Origin of the sequence: Cytobacillus oceanisediminis 2691, assembly GCF_007678455.1 — a bacterium.
GTDB lineage: Bacteria > Bacillota > Bacilli > Bacillales > Cytobacillaceae > Mesobacillus > Mesobacillus oceanisediminis_A.
Window position 1 is genome coordinate 1 of the sequence record NZ_VEEP01000010.1, and the last position, 17,985, is coordinate 17,985.

22 protein-coding genes are annotated in these 17,985 nt (G+C 43.2%); 6 read left to right on the forward strand and 16 right to left on the reverse strand.

Annotation, left to right across the window (positions count from 1 at the left end; translation table 11 throughout):
• Positions 1 to 582: 582 nt before the first annotated feature.
• From FS736_RS18525 to FS736_RS18535, 3 genes are all read right to left on the reverse strand, one after another.
• Positions 583 to 1,032: a hypothetical protein gene (locus tag FS736_RS18525; protein ID WP_144480062.1), complete on the reverse strand. Its 450-nt coding sequence runs from the start codon at positions 1,030 to 1,032 to the stop codon at positions 583 to 585.
• 233 nt (positions 1,033 to 1,265) lie between these two features.
• Entirely contained in the window at positions 1,266 to 1,964 is a 699-nt protein-coding gene (locus FS736_RS18530) for a SurA N-terminal domain-containing protein (RefSeq protein WP_144480064.1), read from the reverse strand.
• Positions 1,965 to 2,121: 157 nt separating this feature from the next.
• Entirely contained in the window at positions 2,122 to 2,952 is an 831-nt protein-coding gene (locus tag FS736_RS18535; protein ID WP_144480066.1) for a hypothetical protein, read from the reverse strand.
• Positions 2,953 to 3,064: 112 nt separating this feature from the next.
• Between FS736_RS18535 and FS736_RS18540 the strand changes: the two genes are divergently transcribed.
• Together FS736_RS18540 and FS736_RS18545 are read left to right on the forward strand one after the other, a co-directional pair.
• On the forward strand, positions 3,065 to 4,087 hold the full coding sequence (locus FS736_RS18540; RefSeq protein ID WP_260983653.1) for a serine hydrolase domain-containing protein: 1,023 nt from the start codon (positions 3,065 to 3,067) through the stop codon (positions 4,085 to 4,087).
• Positions 4,088 to 4,170: 83 nt separating this feature from the next.
• Entirely contained in the window at positions 4,171 to 4,641 is a 471-nt protein-coding gene (locus FS736_RS18545; RefSeq protein WP_144480070.1) for a hypothetical protein, read from the forward strand.
• Between the two features lie 68 nt (positions 4,642 to 4,709).
• Here FS736_RS18545 and FS736_RS18550 read toward each other — a convergent pair whose 3' ends face one another.
• Entirely contained in the window at positions 4,710 to 5,273 is a 564-nt protein-coding gene (locus tag FS736_RS18550; protein ID WP_144480072.1) for a Uma2 family endonuclease, read from the reverse strand.
• A 192-nt stretch (positions 5,274 to 5,465) separates the two neighbouring features.
• Here FS736_RS18550 and FS736_RS18555 point away from each other — a divergent pair, with 192 nt between their 5' ends.
• A complete protein-coding gene (locus FS736_RS18555) occupies positions 5,466 to 6,188 on the forward strand; it encodes a TspO/MBR family protein (protein ID WP_144480074.1) in 723 nt (240 codons plus the stop codon).
• A 26-nt stretch (positions 6,189 to 6,214) separates the two neighbouring features.
• Here the strand turns inward: FS736_RS18555 and FS736_RS18560 are convergent, their stop codons facing one another.
• On the reverse strand, positions 6,215 to 6,502 hold the full coding sequence (locus FS736_RS18560; protein ID WP_144480075.1) for a 2-acyl-glycerophospho-ethanolamine acyltransferase: 288 nt from the start codon (positions 6,500 to 6,502) through the stop codon (positions 6,215 to 6,217).
• A 182-nt stretch (positions 6,503 to 6,684) separates the two neighbouring features.
• Between FS736_RS18560 and FS736_RS18565 the strand changes: the two genes are divergently transcribed.
• Complete coding sequence (locus FS736_RS18565) at positions 6,685 to 7,632, forward strand: threonine ammonia-lyase (protein ID WP_144480077.1); 948 nt, start codon at positions 6,685 to 6,687, stop codon at positions 7,630 to 7,632.
• 98 nt (positions 7,633 to 7,730) lie between these two features.
• On the opposite strand, the gene FS736_RS18570 is transcribed toward FS736_RS18565, so the two are convergent.
• The 8 genes from FS736_RS18570 to FS736_RS18605 all read right to left on the reverse strand — a co-directional run bounded on the left by FS736_RS18570 (position 7,731) and on the right by FS736_RS18605 (position 13,365).
• Positions 7,731 to 8,339 (reverse strand): alpha/beta hydrolase, encoded by a 609-nt coding sequence (locus FS736_RS18570; protein ID WP_144480079.1) that lies wholly within the window; start codon positions 8,337 to 8,339, stop codon positions 7,731 to 7,733.
• Positions 8,336 to 9,277 carry a ring-cleaving dioxygenase gene (locus FS736_RS18575; protein ID WP_144480081.1) on the reverse strand — a complete coding sequence of 314 codons (942 nt, stop codon included), beginning with the start codon at positions 9,275 to 9,277 and terminating at the stop codon, positions 8,336 to 8,338. The genes FS736_RS18570 and FS736_RS18575 overlap by 4 nt, the downstream gene beginning before the upstream one ends.
• Positions 9,278 to 9,306: 29 nt before the next feature.
• Positions 9,307 to 9,915 (reverse strand): flavin reductase family protein, encoded by a 609-nt coding sequence (locus FS736_RS18580; protein ID WP_144480471.1) that lies wholly within the window; start codon positions 9,913 to 9,915, stop codon positions 9,307 to 9,309.
• Positions 9,916 to 9,920: 5 nt separating this feature from the next.
• Entirely contained in the window at positions 9,921 to 10,859 is a 939-nt protein-coding gene (locus FS736_RS18585) for a ring-cleaving dioxygenase (protein ID WP_144480083.1), read from the reverse strand.
• A 32-nt stretch (positions 10,860 to 10,891) separates the two neighbouring features.
• Entirely contained in the window at positions 10,892 to 11,290 is a 399-nt protein-coding gene (locus FS736_RS18590; RefSeq protein WP_144480085.1) for a DoxX family protein, read from the reverse strand.
• Between the two features lie 59 nt (positions 11,291 to 11,349).
• The gene (locus tag FS736_RS18595; RefSeq protein ID WP_144480087.1) at positions 11,350 to 11,784 is read right to left on the reverse strand and encodes a MarR family winged helix-turn-helix transcriptional regulator; all 435 of its coding nucleotides are present in this window, start codon (positions 11,782 to 11,784) and stop codon (positions 11,350 to 11,352) included.
• A 61-nt stretch (positions 11,785 to 11,845) separates the two neighbouring features.
• Positions 11,846 to 12,373 (reverse strand): YceI family protein, encoded by a 528-nt coding sequence (locus FS736_RS18600; RefSeq protein WP_144480089.1) that lies wholly within the window; start codon positions 12,371 to 12,373, stop codon positions 11,846 to 11,848.
• Positions 12,374 to 12,603: 230 nt separating this feature from the next.
• Positions 12,604 to 13,365 (reverse strand): SDR family oxidoreductase, encoded by a 762-nt coding sequence (locus tag FS736_RS18605; RefSeq protein WP_144480473.1) that lies wholly within the window; start codon positions 13,363 to 13,365, stop codon positions 12,604 to 12,606.
• Between the two features lie 318 nt (positions 13,366 to 13,683).
• Between FS736_RS18605 and FS736_RS18610 the strand changes: the two genes are divergently transcribed.
• On the forward strand, positions 13,684 to 14,139 hold the full coding sequence (locus FS736_RS18610; RefSeq protein WP_144480091.1) for a hypothetical protein: 456 nt from the start codon (positions 13,684 to 13,686) through the stop codon (positions 14,137 to 14,139).
• 27 nt (positions 14,140 to 14,166) lie between these two features.
• Here FS736_RS18610 and FS736_RS18615 read toward each other — a convergent pair whose 3' ends face one another.
• Positions 14,167 to 15,435, reverse strand: coding sequence for a glutamate-5-semialdehyde dehydrogenase (locus FS736_RS18615; protein WP_260983654.1), 1,269 nt, complete (start codon positions 15,433 to 15,435; stop codon positions 14,167 to 14,169).
• A gap of 18 nt (positions 15,436 to 15,453) precedes the next feature.
• Complete coding sequence (proB, locus tag FS736_RS18620; protein ID WP_144480095.1) at positions 15,454 to 16,578, reverse strand: glutamate 5-kinase; 1,125 nt, start codon at positions 16,576 to 16,578, stop codon at positions 15,454 to 15,456.
• A 675-nt stretch (positions 16,579 to 17,253) separates the two neighbouring features.
• Here proB and FS736_RS18625 point away from each other — a divergent pair.
• A complete protein-coding gene (locus FS736_RS18625) occupies positions 17,254 to 17,460 on the forward strand; it encodes a DUF2642 domain-containing protein (RefSeq protein WP_144480097.1) in 207 nt (68 codons plus the stop codon).
• Between the two features lie 163 nt (positions 17,461 to 17,623).
• Here the strand turns inward: FS736_RS18625 and FS736_RS18630 are convergent, their stop codons facing one another.
• On the reverse strand, positions 17,624 to 17,917 hold the full coding sequence (locus FS736_RS18630; protein ID WP_144480099.1) for a hypothetical protein: 294 nt from the start codon (positions 17,915 to 17,917) through the stop codon (positions 17,624 to 17,626).
• Positions 17,918 to 17,985 lie beyond the last annotated feature (68 nt).

Sequence of the window (17,985 nt, forward strand, 5' to 3'; positions counted from 1 at the left end):
TCCATAAACTCGCCAGAGTATTAGTAGGAATGGCCAGAAAGAATGATTCTTATCGTTCCGAGAAGATCCAATCGATTACGCCAATAGCTGCCTAACGTTTAGTTAATAATTAAAGAAATACTTTAGATTTAATACCTTTCGAATACTGCCTTTTTCGCAGGACTCAAAGAATGTACAAGTACCGGATTTATTGAACAAAAGGGCTCAGACCCGTTTCTTTAGAAAGACCGGCCTCTACCACTTGGATAGGTGTAACGAAGGAATGAGAGGGCTTTTGACCCGTTGAGACATGGGAGTGAAAACCTCCAGGGGTAGCGTGGAGAAAACGTACATTATATGGAAATCATTGGATTTAGCAGTAAATCCTTTATTAAAGTACGCCTTCAGGTAGCCATAATGTTCAGACTCATTCAATCTATCCCCTACTATTCTTTCAAGTGATTTGAAATCCTGCGAATAAGTGAGTATTCGAGAGATAATGGTATCTAACTGAGGGAGTTCAATAAGGAATTCAATAAAAACAGCCGCCACCTATGGAAGCTGGATATTGACCAACGCATCCGTTGTTTAGGTAAGAATCTACTATTGATTTGTTACGATTAATTTTCGTGTTTTAACGTCGTATATTTTATAACTAATTTCAAACATATGATCTTTTGTAACTGTGAGCTCGCAATAATATGGAATTGACTTTCCATAAGCATCAAGTGCAGGAATATCTCTGAAGGTAAATATTTCATCTGAATCGAGTATTCTAAAGGTCGTTACTGATGAACGACCTGATGAATCGATTTCGATAACACATTTCCCTGCGACGACATCATATTCCTTAAGAACCATATATTTTATGCTTGGAAGAGTAATGGCTAAAAATAAAACACCAAGTAAAAGGATTCCCAAGCTCTTACCTATATTTAATATTGAATAATCCTTGTTACTATACATACCACTAAAAATAAACACTGCCCCTAAAACAAACAAGACTCCAAGTATGAGTATTAAATAATACATGAAAATCTCTTGATTTCCCAATTCCAATCCCTCTTTTAGCTTAATCAAAACTCGATTGATTTTGTATAAATTTATACGAGTTAATTGTAAAGAAGGTTTCACATTGTTTTACTTGCAGGTTCTCCAGATGATTGATTAAAATGGTTGGTATTTTAGCAAATAAAATGACATTCCTATGATGCTAATCCCAAGTCCATAAAAAAGAGGATAGACATAGGTCTATCCCCCATTAAAAATCCGAGGCAGGAACCTTTCTACGCCTTACGGATTTTCACTTTATCTTCATTGTCTTTGCGGATTTTTTCCACTAGCTGGGTGATCTTTTCATCTTTCTTTTGTGCTAGAACTTGCTGCTCAAGCTGTGGTTTGATTTTTTCGAGTTCTTCTGGCTTTTGCTTTTGGCCTTCAGCTTGCTGCTTGTATTGATCATACATTGCCTGGATTTCTTCATCGGAGGCTTCTACCTTGCCGATCTTGCTGTCCAGATATTGTGTGACAGTCATTTGCTTTTTCAGTTGGGCCTTAAGTTCTTTCTCACTCAATTTGTTCTTTTTCAATGCTTCTTCATACTGTTTTTCATCTTCGAAGTTGGTTTTGATCTTTTCCAATTCTGCATCGATTTCTTTCTGTTCAACAGAGACGCCGTCCTTCTCTGCTGTCTGGAGAAGCAGCTCCGCATTGATCATTTGATCCAGAACAGACTTTTCAAGTTGTTCCTTCATCTTGCTATCCATCTGGTCTGCCGGCATACCTTGCTGTTCGTAAGTTGCCTTCATGGCATCCAGTTCTTTTTTATATTCTTTTTTTGAAATATCTTTTCCATCTACTGTTGCAACTATATCTTCTTTATTTTCTTTTTCAGCATTCCCTTTCGAGCTATCATTGCTGCATGCGCCAAGCACTAGGGCGGCGATGCTCAAGAAAAGAACGCCTGTTAAAAATCGCTTCATCATAAACAAACTCCCCTTTCAACCAACATGTCCGTCATAGTATCACATTTCTCGAAGAAATAGAAGGTTTTAAAGGAATTGTTATTGGATTGTAATATAGTTAATGATAAAAAAGTCCCGAAAATCACACATAATAGTTTGGCTCCTACAGCACAACCAATCAGTCACCACTCAAAGGGAATAAAGGATATTCCCACTGATGCGTACACTCTTCCAGCATATAATAGCCTCGCTCTTCATTCGGCACGATGCGGTTGCACTGCTGTCTTGGAATGGGTCCCTTATCTTCTTCGCTTGTCACATCAATCCAGCTCTCACCTGTTGCTTCGTCATAACGTGTTGTCAGCCGGTTTCCATTGACTACAATGATGTGGCCGTTTTCTTTCATCTCGGCTTTTTTCATGAAAGTCACGATATCACTAGTGTGATCAGCTACACTCTGCCCTGGCTTGAACGGTCCAAGATGAACCTCTTTCATTCCCTTCCAGGCAGGAAAACGCACCGTGCTTTCCGTCACCCATTCAGCCCTGTCCACACCGAGGATTCCTTCCGCATCCAAACCTGGATGTTCCGTTCCCTGTACAACCATGGTGATCGATTGATCATCAAGCAGTTTGCCAATCAAGCCAAACCTTGTTCTGTAAAAATGGTATTGATACGTCGTTTCGCCTAGCGAAAAGAATCGGTATTCAATGACGACGGACTGGTTGTTCCACGGCGATTCAATTTTCTTAAAGTGATTTTCCTTGACCAGAAGCATGAGACCGTGAAGCAGCATAACCGGAACGATCACGGTCACTCCAATGGCTGCACCCCATTTTTTGCGACGGGATGACCGATAAGCGATGACCGCTAAAACAATCACATTTGCGGCCAATGGAATCAAGTACCCCGTTGGCTTCAAAAACAGAAAGAAGTATCCTGCCATATGCATGATGACAAGCAATAAGTCCATACCAGCTAACAACCATAATGCTATTTTATTGTTCATTGCTTCTTCCCCACTTTTATTTAAAAACATTCGTCAACCCTGACCGATAACATCCAACTTTGTATATTTATGGTAACATAAAAACAGGTCATACATAGCACTGGAGGTTGAATTGAAGAATTTGAATCAGGTTTTATCAGGTATTCACACAAAGATCGATTTTTCAGGTACGGTTTTCGTCCAGCAGGGGAATGCTCCGGCAGCAAGTGCAAGCTTTGGCTTTTCCAACCGCTCGGATCAGGTAAAAAACAACACTGACACGCGTTTCGGCATCGCTTCTGGCTGCAAGCTGTTCACGGCAATTGCCATTTGCCAGCTTGTCGAGGATGGAAAACTCACCTTTGATACGAGATTGAGAGACTGTCTTGACATCAAGTTTCCTAGATTTAATGAAGAGATTACGATTCAACATTTGCTGACGCATACCTCGGGGATTCCTGATTATTTTGATGAAAAAATCATGGATGATTTCGAGGATCTCTGGGTGGCGAGACCGATGTACCACATCAGGAACCTCAGCGATTTTTTGCCGATGTTCCAAAATGAACAAATGAAAGCTGCTCCCGGTGAAGCTTTTCACTACAATAATGCTGGCTATATTTTACTCGGACTGATTGTTGAACAGGCTTCCAAGATGACATTCACGGATTATGTCGAGGAACATATTTTCAAAAGAGCTGGCATGAATGATTCAGGTTATTTTTCATTTGATCAATTGCCCGCCAATACAGCGACCGGCTATATCGATCTTCCTGACGGAACATGGAAAACCAATATCTATTCCCTGCCGGTAAAAGGCGGCTCTGACGGAGGAGCCTATATCACCGTAAACGACATGGCCGAGCTGTGGAAAGCGTTATTTGGGCAGCTTTTACTCACAAAGGAGACCTTGGAACGACTGCTCACCCCCCACGCGCAAGCCAACGAAACCGGCTATTACGGGTACGGCATCTGGATCAAGAATGAATCCGGGCAAGTAGCTAAATACCATGTGATGGGCTATGACCCAGGAGTCAGCTTCCACTCCGCCTACTACCCGGCCACCCAGGCCATCGCCGTGGTCTGCTCCAATAAATCCGAGGGTGCCTATGACATCATGGAGGCTGTGGAACAGGGGCTCTTAAGCGGTATTTGAATTAGCTAGTTACATAGGTACGTGATTTTAATATATGGTGGTGTTGCAAAATCATTTCAAAATGGAAAATCTATCAAGGCATTATGATCATCATTTTGGTCATTCTCGCTTTCATAGCAGACTTGTATAAGGACAATCTTTCTAGCAATACCGTTCAATATCCATATTTGCAATTTCTCTTATCAACTTTGTTCATTGCCGCTGTTTTAGGAATAATTAGCTTGATCTTATATTTTCAAACGAAGACGAGCCAATCATTCTTAATCCATCCGGCATGGGATAAAATGAATATCGTGGTATTGGTGGTCTTTTTCCTTTCAGTCGTCATTTTCATTAGCCTGGTCATGTTTACTCCATTGGCGTCCGCAGTGGAACATAGCCGCTGGATCTTGTATATCATTCTTTACTACTTTCTATTTTTAGCCAATGTTTTAACCTTATCGATTGTTCATAAAAATAATAAAAGTTTAGGAAATCAACAAAAAATCAGATCATCATTTGTTTGGACATTATTGATCCTATTGCTGGTGATTTTCTTCATTCCTGGATTGTAAGCGAAATATAAAGAGGATAGCTTAGTGGCTATCCTCTTTTGTATACACATATTGTCTAAGCCTTCGATTTAAGCAAAGATTTTCTCTACATCAACGTTGAATTCTTTCAAGAACGCCGACCTTATGATGCCTTTATCTTTAGCAACGTCATGTAATTTAAATGTCTTCTTTTCATCTAAGACATACACTTGAATGGTATTTATGAGCGGATTCACGATCCAATATTCCTTTACACCAAACTGCATGTAAAGGTTCAGTTTGAAAACCAGGTCATGCGATTGATTCGAAGGACTAATAATCTCAATGATCAGTGAAGGAACCCCTACATATCTATTTTCCTGGAAACCTGTTTTGTCGCAAATGATAGAAAGATCAGGGATAACAATCCTGGTCCCTTCCATATGATCGCTCTTTAGCTCTACATCAAACGGCGCTTGGAACACCTCACATCCTGAGCCATCAAGCAGCTGGAACAACTGAGCATGCAAACGTCCTGATATTCTTTGATGCTTCGTGGAAGGAGAAGGTGTCATAAAAACCATACCGTCTATATACTCCAGTAGCTGGTCGGAATCCTCTCTATATCGATAAAATTCACTTAGTGATATACGTCGATCTTCTGGTAAGCTCATGATCTCACCCTTCCTGCTTTTAATTTCATTATATAATATACGCTTTATATTCACCAAGGAACACAAACGGGACAGAGGGACGGTGATGTGCCCCAATAAGTTTTATTCCCTTCGCTGAAGGCTAAATGTAGTTATGCACTTGCTTGTTGTGGAATAGTATGAACAAATACGAAAAGGAAAGCTGGGATGAGGATGGGACGATTTCTTTTAATTCTGCTTGCCTCGATCGTTGTGGTCGCGGTCAATGCACTTGCGAATATTCTGCCGATCAATGGGCAGAACACCGGGGAAATTTCGAATAAGCTGTATGTTTTGTTTACTCCGGCAGGATATGTTTTTGGCATCTGGGGATTGATTTATTTTTTATTGTTCATTTGGACAATCAGGCAGTTTCCGGCTTCACGAAGGGATTTGCCGGTCTACCAAAAGTCCGCTCCGCTTTATGTGCTAAGCTCTGTCCTCAATACCGCCTGGATTCTTTTATGGCATTACGAGTTCTTCCTATTGACGGTTTTTGTAATGATTGGTTTGCTGCTGACACTTATCAAGCTTTATCAGCTGATCAAAAATGAAGAACATTCTTTTTGGGATCTGCTCCCTTTTTCTGTCTACCTCGGCTGGATCAGCGTCGCCACCATCGCGAATATCAGCTATTACTTGAAATATATCGGCTGGAACGGCTTCGGTCTATCCGATGTGGCCTGGACACTCATCATGCTCGTTATCGCTACACTCCTGGCTGTTTATTTTCAATATAAAAATGAGGATCGCATCTATCCACTGGTCTTCGTCTGGGCCTTCATTGGAATCGGTGTTAAAAATGCTGCCGCCCATCCGCTAGTGAGCACCACTTCCTATGTCTTATCTGCCATCATCCTGATCACGATTGTATTCGGAGTGTTCAAGAAGCGTTGACACTGGTCATTGTTTCAGGATTCCAGCTACGGTGCCAATCGAAAAAATTCATCTATAAAATCCATAATGATGGCATAGCCGAAAAGACTAATAGGCACAAGATTGACAATCAAGACAAAAATCCTTTTCAATAAACTCTCTTTGCTGAACATCGAAATGATGCTGAAAGGGATGCCAACCAAGGTAAGGATGAATATGAATGATCCAAGTTCTCTTGGTATAGATGTGAAAAGCGAAAGAGGAATCACAATGATTACAGCTATCGCGATAAAGAATGACATGGTTGTGAAGATTTTTAGCTCTTTCCTTTTCAAGTGATTCACCTCTTTCTTCCTTATATAATCATCTCATATTGGATTCTATCTTTTAAAGGATTTTATCGCTTCCCTTCATGCCTCCGTTTAGAAGGATATTCAAAGTTGGTATCGAATAGAGATAGAATAAATAAGCTCTTGTCGGCAGTTTTATGGTTGTGAAAACAAAGGGGGAATTACAAATGATCTCATTAAAAGATGTGAAGGAAGCGCGGGAACGAATTAGCGACATCGTTCATGTAACACCTATCCTAAAATCAGACCAACTATCGATGGCATGCGGCAACCAGATTTTTTTCAAATCAGAGCACTTGCAAAAGACTGGCTCATTCAAGATCCGCGGCGCGAGTAATAAAGTGAAACAAGCTGTCGAGAATGGCGCAAAGTATGTAACCGCAGCCTCCTCGGGCAATCACGGCCAGGCAGTTTCCTATGTGGCGAATAAATATGGAGTGCCTGCTACCATTGTCGTTCCAGAGGATATCAGCCAATGTAAAATGAACGCCATTCAAGCCTATAATGGCAAGACCGAAATGTGCGGCATAACGTCTGCGGAGCGGCTGCCAAGGGCCCAGGAAATCGCTGAGCAAGAAAATGGTGTATTCATCCCACCCTATGACGATCCGTATATCATGGCTGGTCAGGGAACGGTAGGATTGGAGGTTCTCGAACAGATACAAGATGTCGATGCCGTGATTGTTCCGATTGGCGGTGGCGGTCTTCTTTCGGGGATACTCACTGCCATAAAAGAGACAAACCCACGGATCAAAGTAATCGGTGTAGAACCCGAGATTGCGAATGACACTTATCTATCTTTAAAAAACAAGAAGATCACCGCAATCCCAGCCACCTCCACAATCGCTGATGGCTTGAGGAGCAGCCAGCCTGGAGACCTGACCTTCCCTGTCCTGATGAAATACCTCGATGACCTTGTCCTGGTCAGTGAAGAAGAAATCCGCCATGCATTTAGCTTCGTTTTGGAACGAATGAAACAGCTGATCGAACCTTCAAGCGCAACAACAGTCGCAGCTGCCATGCATAACAAACTGCCTTTTAAGGATAAAAAAGTGGTGACCGTCATTTCAGGCGGGAATGTGGATTTGGGGAAGATCTCTGGATTGATCAGCTAAAGAAAAGGAAATGGGGACGGTTCTCCCGTCCCCAAGGTTATATTTTATTCTTCTGTCGGGACACCAGAACCGTCCCCGTGTCCCATCCTTTTCTACTCTTACCTCTCGTGTCCCAGGTACCACTGCGCCGCAGCTTCGACTTCCTCACGGGTCAACTGATGGCCTCTATTCTCCCAATGGAGTTTCACATCAGCACCAGCTTTCTCAAGCAGGGATTTAAGTTGTTCAGATTCCATCGGTGAGCAGATTGGATCATTCGTTCCTGCCGCAATGAATACCGGAGTTCCTGTCAGGTCAGGCAGTTCAATACCTCTTCTCGGCACCATTGGGTGATGAAGGATGGCTCCCTTCAAGGCATTTTCATAGTGGAACAGCAGGCTTGCCGCGATATTCGCTCCGTTTGAATAACCGACGGCAATCACATTGTTACGGTCAAAGTCGTATTTTTCAGCTGCTTCATCAAGGAATTCATTCAATTCTTTTGTCCGGAAAATTAAATCCTCTTCGTCAAACACACCTTCTGCCAGCCTTTTGAAAAATCTTGGCATTCCGTTTTCCAATACGTTCCCGCGGACACTTAAGACAGAAGCTTCATCATCAATCATTCCAGCTAGAGGCAGCAGGTCCAATTCATTGCCTCCTGTGCCGTGAAGCATTAATAATGTTGGTTTTGTTGATACCTTACCCTTGTTGAATATATGTTTCATTGTTTATCTCCCTCCAAAACACGTGCCTCCACCTGCGGAAGCTTGTGCTCTAATTCTTCCCTCTTTGACTCGAGCCATGACGGCAGCATCAGTTTTTTTCCGAGTGCGTTCGCTGGCTCATCTACCCCAAAGCCCGGTGCATCCGTTGCGATTTCAAAAAGAATGCTCCCGCCCTCGTGAAAATACAGGGCCTTAAAATAGTTACGGTCGAGAATTTCTGTTGGATAAAATCCCTTCTCCACTAGAAGTTCTCTCCACCTTTGATGGTCTTCTTCATCTCTCGCTCTCCAGGCAATATGATGGACCGTTCCTGCTCCCATCAATCCGCGTACCGAAGGACTAAGCTTGATGTCAATCGTGTTGCCAATCTCTGTTTTAAACCTGAGGAAGCTTTCTTCCTGGCCAACTGGCTCAAGTCCGAGAATATCTTCAAGTACCTCTGCCGTTTTATGAGGCTGGGCTGAAATCAATGTCGCTCCCCCAAACCCTTTGATCGCAACATCAGATGTAACTCCTCCATAGCTCCAGGGATTCATGGCTCCCTCATTCCTTTCAACCAGTTCGATTTCAAGCCCGTCAGGATCCTGGAACTGCAAATAGGTTTCGCCATAACGGACATTCTGAATGAACCTGACTCCAAATCGTTTCAACCGATCCTTCCAAAAAGACAGAGATCCGGCGGGTATGACATAGCTGGTCACACCAACCTGTCCGGTGCCAATTCGCCCTTTCATCTGGTTTTCCCATGGAAAGAAGGTGATGACTGTTCCAGGATCCCCGGCTTCGTTGCCAAAATAAAGATGATACACTTCAGGCCGGTCGAAGTTAATCGTCTTTTTCACAAGCCTAAGACCTAATACACCTGCGTAAAAATCAATATTCCGCTGCGCATCGTTGACCATGGCCGTAATATGGTGGATACCTGTTGTCTTTTGCATTTCCTTTTCACCCTTTCTCCGATCGGATACTACTTGGGCCTTTCGATTTCAAAAATTTCTCCGACTTTCGCGTAATTATTCCCTGCCAGCCTGCTCACAGCCGCCAGCCCCTCCGGATTGATCCTTCCATGATTGTAGATGCTATCCTCTATATGGAACTGTACGACTTTCCCGATGATGAAATCGCAGCCCGACACATTTCCGCCCCCTAATTCCAACGCCTGCTCCAGCACGCATTCCATCCTGACTTTTGCTTCCTTCACCCCTGGCACTGAAACTTTCACACTTTTAACCGGAGTTAACTGAGCCAGCTCGACTTCACTTTCTTCAGGAGCAAGGCTGGCGGCTGTTTGGTTTATTTTTTCAACATTCTGTTCATCAACGATATGAACGACAAATTCCCCGGATTCAAGAATGTTCCTCGCCGTATCCTTCTGCTTTCCTCCTGACCGCTGGATGGATAGCGAAATCATCGGCGGATTGGACGATACGATATTGAAGTAGCTGAACGGCGCACCGTTCAAGACTCCATCCTCGGAAGCTGTTGTGACGAAGGCGATTGGCCTGGGAATGATGCTGCCAATCAGAAACTTGTAATTCTCTCTCTCGGAAAGCTGGTCTGGGTCAACCGGAAGCATCGCCATCAATCCAGCTCTCTCACTTCGATCGGAATGAGCCTTCTCTCCAGCTGCCCGCGATACTGTTCATATTGTTCTGGCAGCATTAATTTCTCACCCATCGTTTCCTGTGATTCATCGTGAGCAAATCCTGGTGGATCCGTCGCAATTTCAAACAGGATTTCACCATGCTCTCTAAAATAAATCGCATTGAAGTAGTTTCTGTCCCTTACAGGTGTTACACCATAGCCATTGTCTGCCACGTATTGCTGCCAATCCAGCTGGTCTGCGTCATCGACAGCCCTCCAGGCAATATGATGCACGGTTCCTACACCCATCTCCCCACGGCCAATCGGTGTCAATTTAAGGTCGATGACATTCCCGATGTCTGCAGAAGATCGGAAGCGAATGAAGTCTCCTTCTTTTCCGACAACCTCAAGTCCCATCACTTTTTCCAGCAGATCTGCTGTTTTTTCCGGCTGGGTCGATAACAGTGTCGCTCCGCCAAATCCTTTGATGGCAACATCAGGCGTTACCTCACCGAAGCTCCACTCATTGATTTCCCCTTCTTCTCGTTCCACAATCTCCAGGTGGAGACCATGAGGATCATCAAACTCTAAATATTGTTCGCCGAACCGCTCCATAATTGTGAATGGTACATTAAATTTTTCAAGGCGGTTTTTCCAAAAATCGATAGATCCTTTCGGAACCACATAGGAAGTCACTCCTACCTGTCCGTCGCCAATGACTCCCTGGCGAGCGCCTGCCCATGGAAAGAAGGTGATGATGGTTCCCGGCTTGCCGCCTTCATTTCCAAAATAAAGATGATATGTCTCTGGATCGTCGAAATTGACGGTTTTCTTTACCATTCGCAGTCCTAATACACCACTGTAAAAATCAACGTTTTCCTGTGGATGGCCGACTATTGCGGTAATATGGTGAATGCCCATTGTTTTTTTGGTCATTATTAACACTCCCATTTATAATCTAATATAATTTAGAATAAAATAGCATCTATAGCGTATCGGCCAGGGCCAATCAGTGCTAATCCAATCGTGACAGCAATCAATGTCAAGTTATACTCATAGCCATTTGAAGTGGACCACAAACCATTTGGGCCATGCACTTTTAAAATGGCCATCAGCATGGTTCCGACAATCATCAAAGCTGCGAGTGGAGTGAAAAGCCCTGCTGCCAATAATATTCCCCCGAGAAGTTCTGCTAATCCCGCAAAGAGTGCCAGCGTGACTCCAGGCTTCATGCCGATCGAATCAAACCAGCCGCCTGTTCCTTTTAATCCATAGCCCCCAAACCAGCCAAACAGCTTTTGCGCACCATGTCCAATAAATAAAATACCAATTACCAATCGTATGATTAACAAACCTAAATCCATCATTTATATAATCCTCCTGAATTTTTATCTCGAATTCGAGATATATAGTGATAAAAATGTATTTAAAGGCCTTTTGCCCGATAACCGATTCGTTTTAATAAACTGACTGTCTGATTGACTTCCTCGGCATCCAAATCTGCAAAAATCCTGCTCATTTCCATTTCATGCTGAGGAAAAATAGTATCCATCAGCTCTTTACCTTCATTCGTTAAAACCCCATAAGTGACGCGGCGATCTTCGGGACAGGCCCGCCGTCTCACATAATTTTTCTCCACAAGCTTATCAATGACATAAGTTATGCTGCCGCTCGAAATCAGAACCTTTTTTCCAATAATTTGAATAGGCTGCTCCCCCCTGTGATAAAGCAGCTCCATCACAGAAAATTCCGTAGGATTCAATCCATACTGTGCTGCGTCTTTTCGAATCACATCGTGAATAGCCTGCGCGGCACGAATAATCACGGTTACAGCTTTTAACTCTTCTCTTGGCTTTTCCATTTTTCCAACTCCTTTACATTATGCTGGATTCGCATGTAATCCAGCATAATGGCCAAAGGTTTTAAGCTGCAGGGTTTACTTCTAATTCAACTTTGATTTTGATGTCTTTTCCCACCAAGACGCCGCCTGTCTCAAGTGCTGCATTCCATGTCAGACCAAATTCTTCACGGTTGATTTTTGTTTCTGCTTCAAAGCCATAAACTTCTACGCCCCATGGGTTTGTGCCTTTGCCGCCGAATTCCACATCGAATGTGACTGGTTTCGTTACATCCTTGATTGTCAAGTCACCCGTTACTTTGTAGTCATCGCCGTCTCTTGTAATGCTTGTAGATTTGAAATCAATGGTTGGATACTTCTCAACATCAAAGAAGTCAGCTGATTTCAAGTGATTTTCACGATCTTCATTACGAGTGTCAATGCTAGCTACATCAATTTTGAATGCAATTGAAGCAGTTGTTAAATCTGTAAGATCCGCTGCCTCAACATCTGCAGTATAAGAATCGAAATGACCCTTCACCTTTGATACCATCATGTGTTTCACTTCAAATCCAATTGCTGAGTGTGCCTGATCGACTGTCCATTTTGCCATTTTAAAATTCCTCCTAATATTGTTTTTATCTCGAATTCGAGATATTGATTTAAAAAAATATCTTGAATTAATTTATTTTTAATTCGAGATAAATTTATCATATATTCCACAAGGATGTCAATAGATAATTTTCATTCTTTTTCTCCTAAATCAAAACGGAACCCAAACGACGATTCGAGTTCCGTTTCTTGTTTTATTTTTCAAAGTGAACTTCTTAAATTAAAGAGTCTTTAAAAAGCAGATGTCCAGCCGCCATCGACGGTAATCACGGTTCCATTAACAAAGCTGGAGTCATCAGATGCAAGGAACAGTGCTGCCTGCGCAATTTCTTCTGGCTTCCCGGCGCGTGGCGATAATGAGTGGGTCAAGCCTGCACGTGACATGCCAAACTCATTAATGCCCTTCATGCTTGATCCGATGTTGGTTTCGACCGCTCCCGGTGCAATCGCATTGCAGCGGATCCCTTTTTGCGCATACATGAAGCCAGTGTTCTTTGTCAGCCCGATCACGGCATGCTTGGATGCACCATAAGCTGCACCAGCATGGGCACCGCTAAATCCGCCGGTGGAGGCTATATTAATGATGATACCTTTTTCTTTTTCAAGGAAAAGCGGTATCGCCTTACGCATCGCGCGCATCACGCCCTTTGTATTCACATCAAAAATCTGGTCCCATCTCTCGTCTGTGATATCACCAACAGGCTCAAAGCCATCCATAATCCCCGCGTTATTCACCAAAATATCCAGTGTTCCATACTCACTTACAGCAGTATCGATCATATTCTCAACATCCGCAAGATCCGCCACGTTCACTTTTAGCGCTTTTGCAGTCCCGCCGTTCGCAACAATCCCTTTCGCAACATCCTCAGCACCATCAAAATTATAGTCAGCCAGTAAAACCTTCGCACCCTCCTGGGCATATAATTCCGCAATCGCCTTTCCCATCCCCGACGCAGCACCCGTCACTACAGCCACTTTGCCTTCTAATTTCATCACGATTCCCTCCAGTCTATTATTTTCCTTCAACTCTATTTTAAGCTTCTGTTTGGCACTTCTGCTAATTTTATGTGAATAATTAGTTAATTTGGTTTGGACAAAGCGAGCAGCTTTGGCCTCGGTTATCTCTTAACCTGCCCTTACTTCAGATAAGTATTATTTTGACTGGTTTTCATCAACTAACCTTAAACTTGTCAAAAAACCGGCAACAATCCTGACTCTTCCTCTCTATAGGAATTAGCACACGATAGTTTCAATTTTCTGTAAGTTTGTTCTTATTCTGATAAACTTGGTTAAAAGAGGGGGAAGATTAAAATGGAATTACAAGTCTGGCAGCCGGTCATATGTCTGGTGAAAGGCAACATTATTGGGGCAACCTTTCAATATTTTGATACAGAAGATCAGGGCGGTCTTAAAATTGTCCTGACGGATATCAAAGGAACTATGGTGGAAGTGATTTATGATAAGCATTCACCAATTGTGGGCGACTGTGTCTGGACGTTTCGTTACGCAAATGAGATAGCAAGGTCTGACCTGAACAAGTTCATTGACCGCGCCGACCACTCCAAACTTACTGACCCGGCCGCGCATCATTTTTATAAAGCCTTACAATCAGACTATATCGCATGGTATGATCAGCTTCCCTGGCTCGGCAGTGAGGATGCCCCACACGTTGAGCATCATATTTATATGTATAATGATGGAGTTTTCGAAGTCATCAGCGATTATGAGCCGAGGTTTATCGTAAAAAAACAGGGTGACGGTTCCTGAAAAATAGGAACCGTCACCCTGTCTGATTTATCTCACCAATCCATCCCCGACCATGACGTACTTTCTCGTCGTCAAAGCGGACAGTCCCATTGGTCCTCTTGCATGGAGCTTCTGTGTGGAAATTCCGATTTCTGCTCCAAACCCCAATGCTCCCCCGTCGGTAAAACGGGTGGAAGCATTATGATACAGTGCTGCTGCATCAACAAGCTGCAGGAACTTCCTGGCGTTGTCTTCATTTTCGGTGATGATCGCTTCTGAGTGCTTCGTACCGTACTGATCGATATGCCCAATGGCTTCATCTATGCTGTCGACGACTTTAACGGCCATGTCGAGGCTCAAATATTCATCGGCCCAGTCGGTTTCCGTTGCTGGAATCACATCCGCCAGCGCGGCTGCTGCTTTTTCATCTCCATGCACAGTGATTCCGTTATCCTGGAATGCTGAAGCAAGCTTCTCCTTGTTATTCTCAAGCCATCCCTGATGGACGATAAGTGTTTCCGCTGCGTTGCATACAGCCGGTCTATCTGTCTTGGCATTGATCATGATGTTCAGCGCTTTTTCATTGTCCGCTTCTTCGTCCACATACAGGTGACAGTTGCCTACTCCTGTTTCGAGCACAGGAACGGTCGCGTTTTCGACGACTGCTCTAATCAGAGCTCCGCCTCCGCGCGGGATCAATACGTCGATATGCTCTTTCATCGTGAACAGCTGCTGGGTTGCTTCACGGTCTGCTGTCGCAATGAATTGGATGGCTTCTTTTGGCACCTTTGTGTTTTCCAGAGCCTTGTGCAGGATGTCGACTATGGCATTGTTCGATGACAATGCAGAAGATCCGCCTTTTAAAATGATTGCGTTGCCTGATTTGAGCGCCAGCCCTGCTGCATCGACGGTCACGTTCGGGCGTGCTTCATAAATCATCCCGATGACACCAAGCGGAACACGGATTTCTTTTACATTGAGTCCGTTCTCGAGCGTCCAGTCTGAAAGGACGTCCCCGACTGGATCATCATGCTCCGCCACCTGGCGCAGCCCTTCCGCAAAGTCCACGATTCGCTCGCGAGTAAGTTCGAGCCGATCCATGAATGCATCCTCGAAGCCTTTTTCCCTTCCGTTCTGCAGATCCTTTTCGTTCTCCGCTAAAATGGCTTCATAATTTTTCTCCAGTGCAGCAGCGAGGACCAGCAGTGCCTCATTCTTTTCCTCAGCGGAAAGGATGATCAGCTGTTTCGCTGCCTTTTTCGCTGCGATGGCCTGCTTTTCTACTGTCGTTGTTTGTGTCATTGTCAATGTCATCAAAACGCCTCCTGTAAAATTTTAGACTGATACCGGCAATGCAAAATCCCGTGAACACACAAAAGCATCCTGTTCGATTGCTTCTTTTCGCTCACATTCTTCTTCAATTAGTGTTTCTTCCAATTTCACACTGGAATAATTGATACGTCCAAGACCAATCTTTTCTCCATCATCATCCATCACTCTCACGACTGCCCCCTCACCGAACTTCCCTTTTACCTGAAGGATGTCGGATGGGAGGATATTTTTCCGGTCTTCAATGATTGCCGCACTTGATTCGGGGCGGATGATTACTTCCCCCTCAGGCCCGGAATGGAAAGCGATCCATTGCTGATTGTTATCGAGGTTGAAGCCCTCCGGATCCTGGTTGAAATATGTCCCCTTTGCACTTCCAGTCACCGCCTTCATCAAAATGTTTTCGCTGTCGGCCTTTCCTAAAAATGAATCAATTCCCGATGCCATTGCGATTTTCACAGCGGAGATTTTCGATTTCATTCCCCCAGTACCAACAGCACTTCCGGAACCGCCTGCTGCCGCTTCGATTTCGGGAGTGATTTCGCGCACCTTATCAAGCAGCTTAGCCTCTGGGTTCGAATTCGGATTCGCATCATACAACCCATCGATGTCGGAAAGGATGATCAGCTGATCTGCCTCTATCATCGCCGCGACCTTCGCCGATAATGTGTCATTGTCGCCGAAACGAAGACGGTCGACCGTAACCGTATCATTTTCGTTGATGATCGGGATGATCCCTCTCTCCAACAGCACGTTCAACGTATTTTTCATATTGTTGTATCGATTCTCATTCGAGAAGTCGCTTCTCGTGATCAATATCTGGGAAGCCACATACCCATGAGATAAAAAGAGTTCTGAGTAAGATTCCATCAACAAGCCCTGGCCAATCGAGGCTGCTGCCTGTTTTTCCGGCAATGAAGTCGGCCGCTCGATGCATCCAAGCTTGCGGTAGCCTGCTGCCACAGCGCCTGATGAAACCACCGCCGTTTCATAGCCCGCATCCTTCAAGGCAACAATCTGGTTCGCCAGGTTCTCCAGCTTCCTGCGGCTGATTTCCCCGTGCATACTCGTTAGTGAACTGCTGCCAATCTTAATTACAACTCTTTTTATCTTCCTGTCTTGCTCTAACATCCAATACCTCCTTGTAAATCTGCCTGAGCACCTCATTCAAAAAGTGTTCGTAAACCGTTCTTTTTTTACCAACGTTATCTATGGTAACATCCTCAGAATGACATTCAAGGGATGCGGAGCCATTCGCGAGCATAAGGCCGAGATAGTGAATGGAAGCGGTAACATTCCAAAGAAATACTGGGTTAAATCTGGATGAGCCAGACTCACGACTGCTGAGGGAAGAATATGAAGAAATATCGGAAGTTTCGTAGGCTTACAAAATGATATCCTTTTAAAACCACTTGAATTAACAATGAAGAACGCCTACTTTGGTAAAATGCTTTCCTAAGAGCAACAGGGTCTATTTCGACTTAGTAAATCATATTGTGATTTAACTGAATATCCTGTGGGTCATCAAATTACGGTACATTTTTACCGAGAAAATCAAAAATCACTTAACGTTGACGTTAAGCGATTTTCATCAATGAGGATGTTTAGCTAAGAACCCTTTACTTTAAGTACATTGTTTCACAAAGTTAGGACAAATAATGTTATTTAATACACTTTATCATTGAACTACTAATTAAACTTCTTGTATGAATTTTATTTACAATAAAAAATTTTTTCACTCTAATAAATGTCCAAACCTTTCTATGTTAATCGCATTTAATAATAACAAGAAAGGTGGTGGACAAGATGAACAGTAAGGATAATTTTATAAATGGAGCACATAAACTAGTAGGTGAAGATGTTGAAGTTATTACAACAGAAGGCACCTATAGAGGTACCCTTTTATCTGTTGGAAGTGATTCTCTTGTTTTAGAAACACGCATTAGAGGTCGTTTAGTACGATTACTTATTCGATTAGCTCTAATTGTTGCTCTTTTTAGGTTATTTTTCTAAAATAACCTTATAAACTAGGATTCGCAACTAAAAGTTATAAGAATAGGTACCCCCCTTTGCCAGAAGAAATTCTGGCTTTTTCATTTTGCAATAACGGCCTATTACGCATTACACAAATGACGATTTTCTTATTCCACATTACTGCCCCTTTAGTTGATGAAACTTAGTAAATCAATAATGTTACTCCATTACCTTTCACTTGAGCTCCGCAAGGGTAATTACCCGATTCATACAATTTTAGTAATTCTTTAAAAAAGCTGACTTCATTTTCTTTTATGCTAAATGAACTTTCCATAATTGCATTTACAATATCCCATTTCACACAATCAATAAAAACTTGATCTAGGTTGTTCTGTTCCTTTATCATCTCTATCATATTTAGGACGAAATACTTTTCATCATATTTTGCGATTAACTTATGATCCTTTACATATCCTGAACCCCATGCCGGATACATCGTGATCAAATCCCTATCGATCCTGGCTAGTATCCTTTTACACAAAAAACGCCCATCCCGAGGGATAG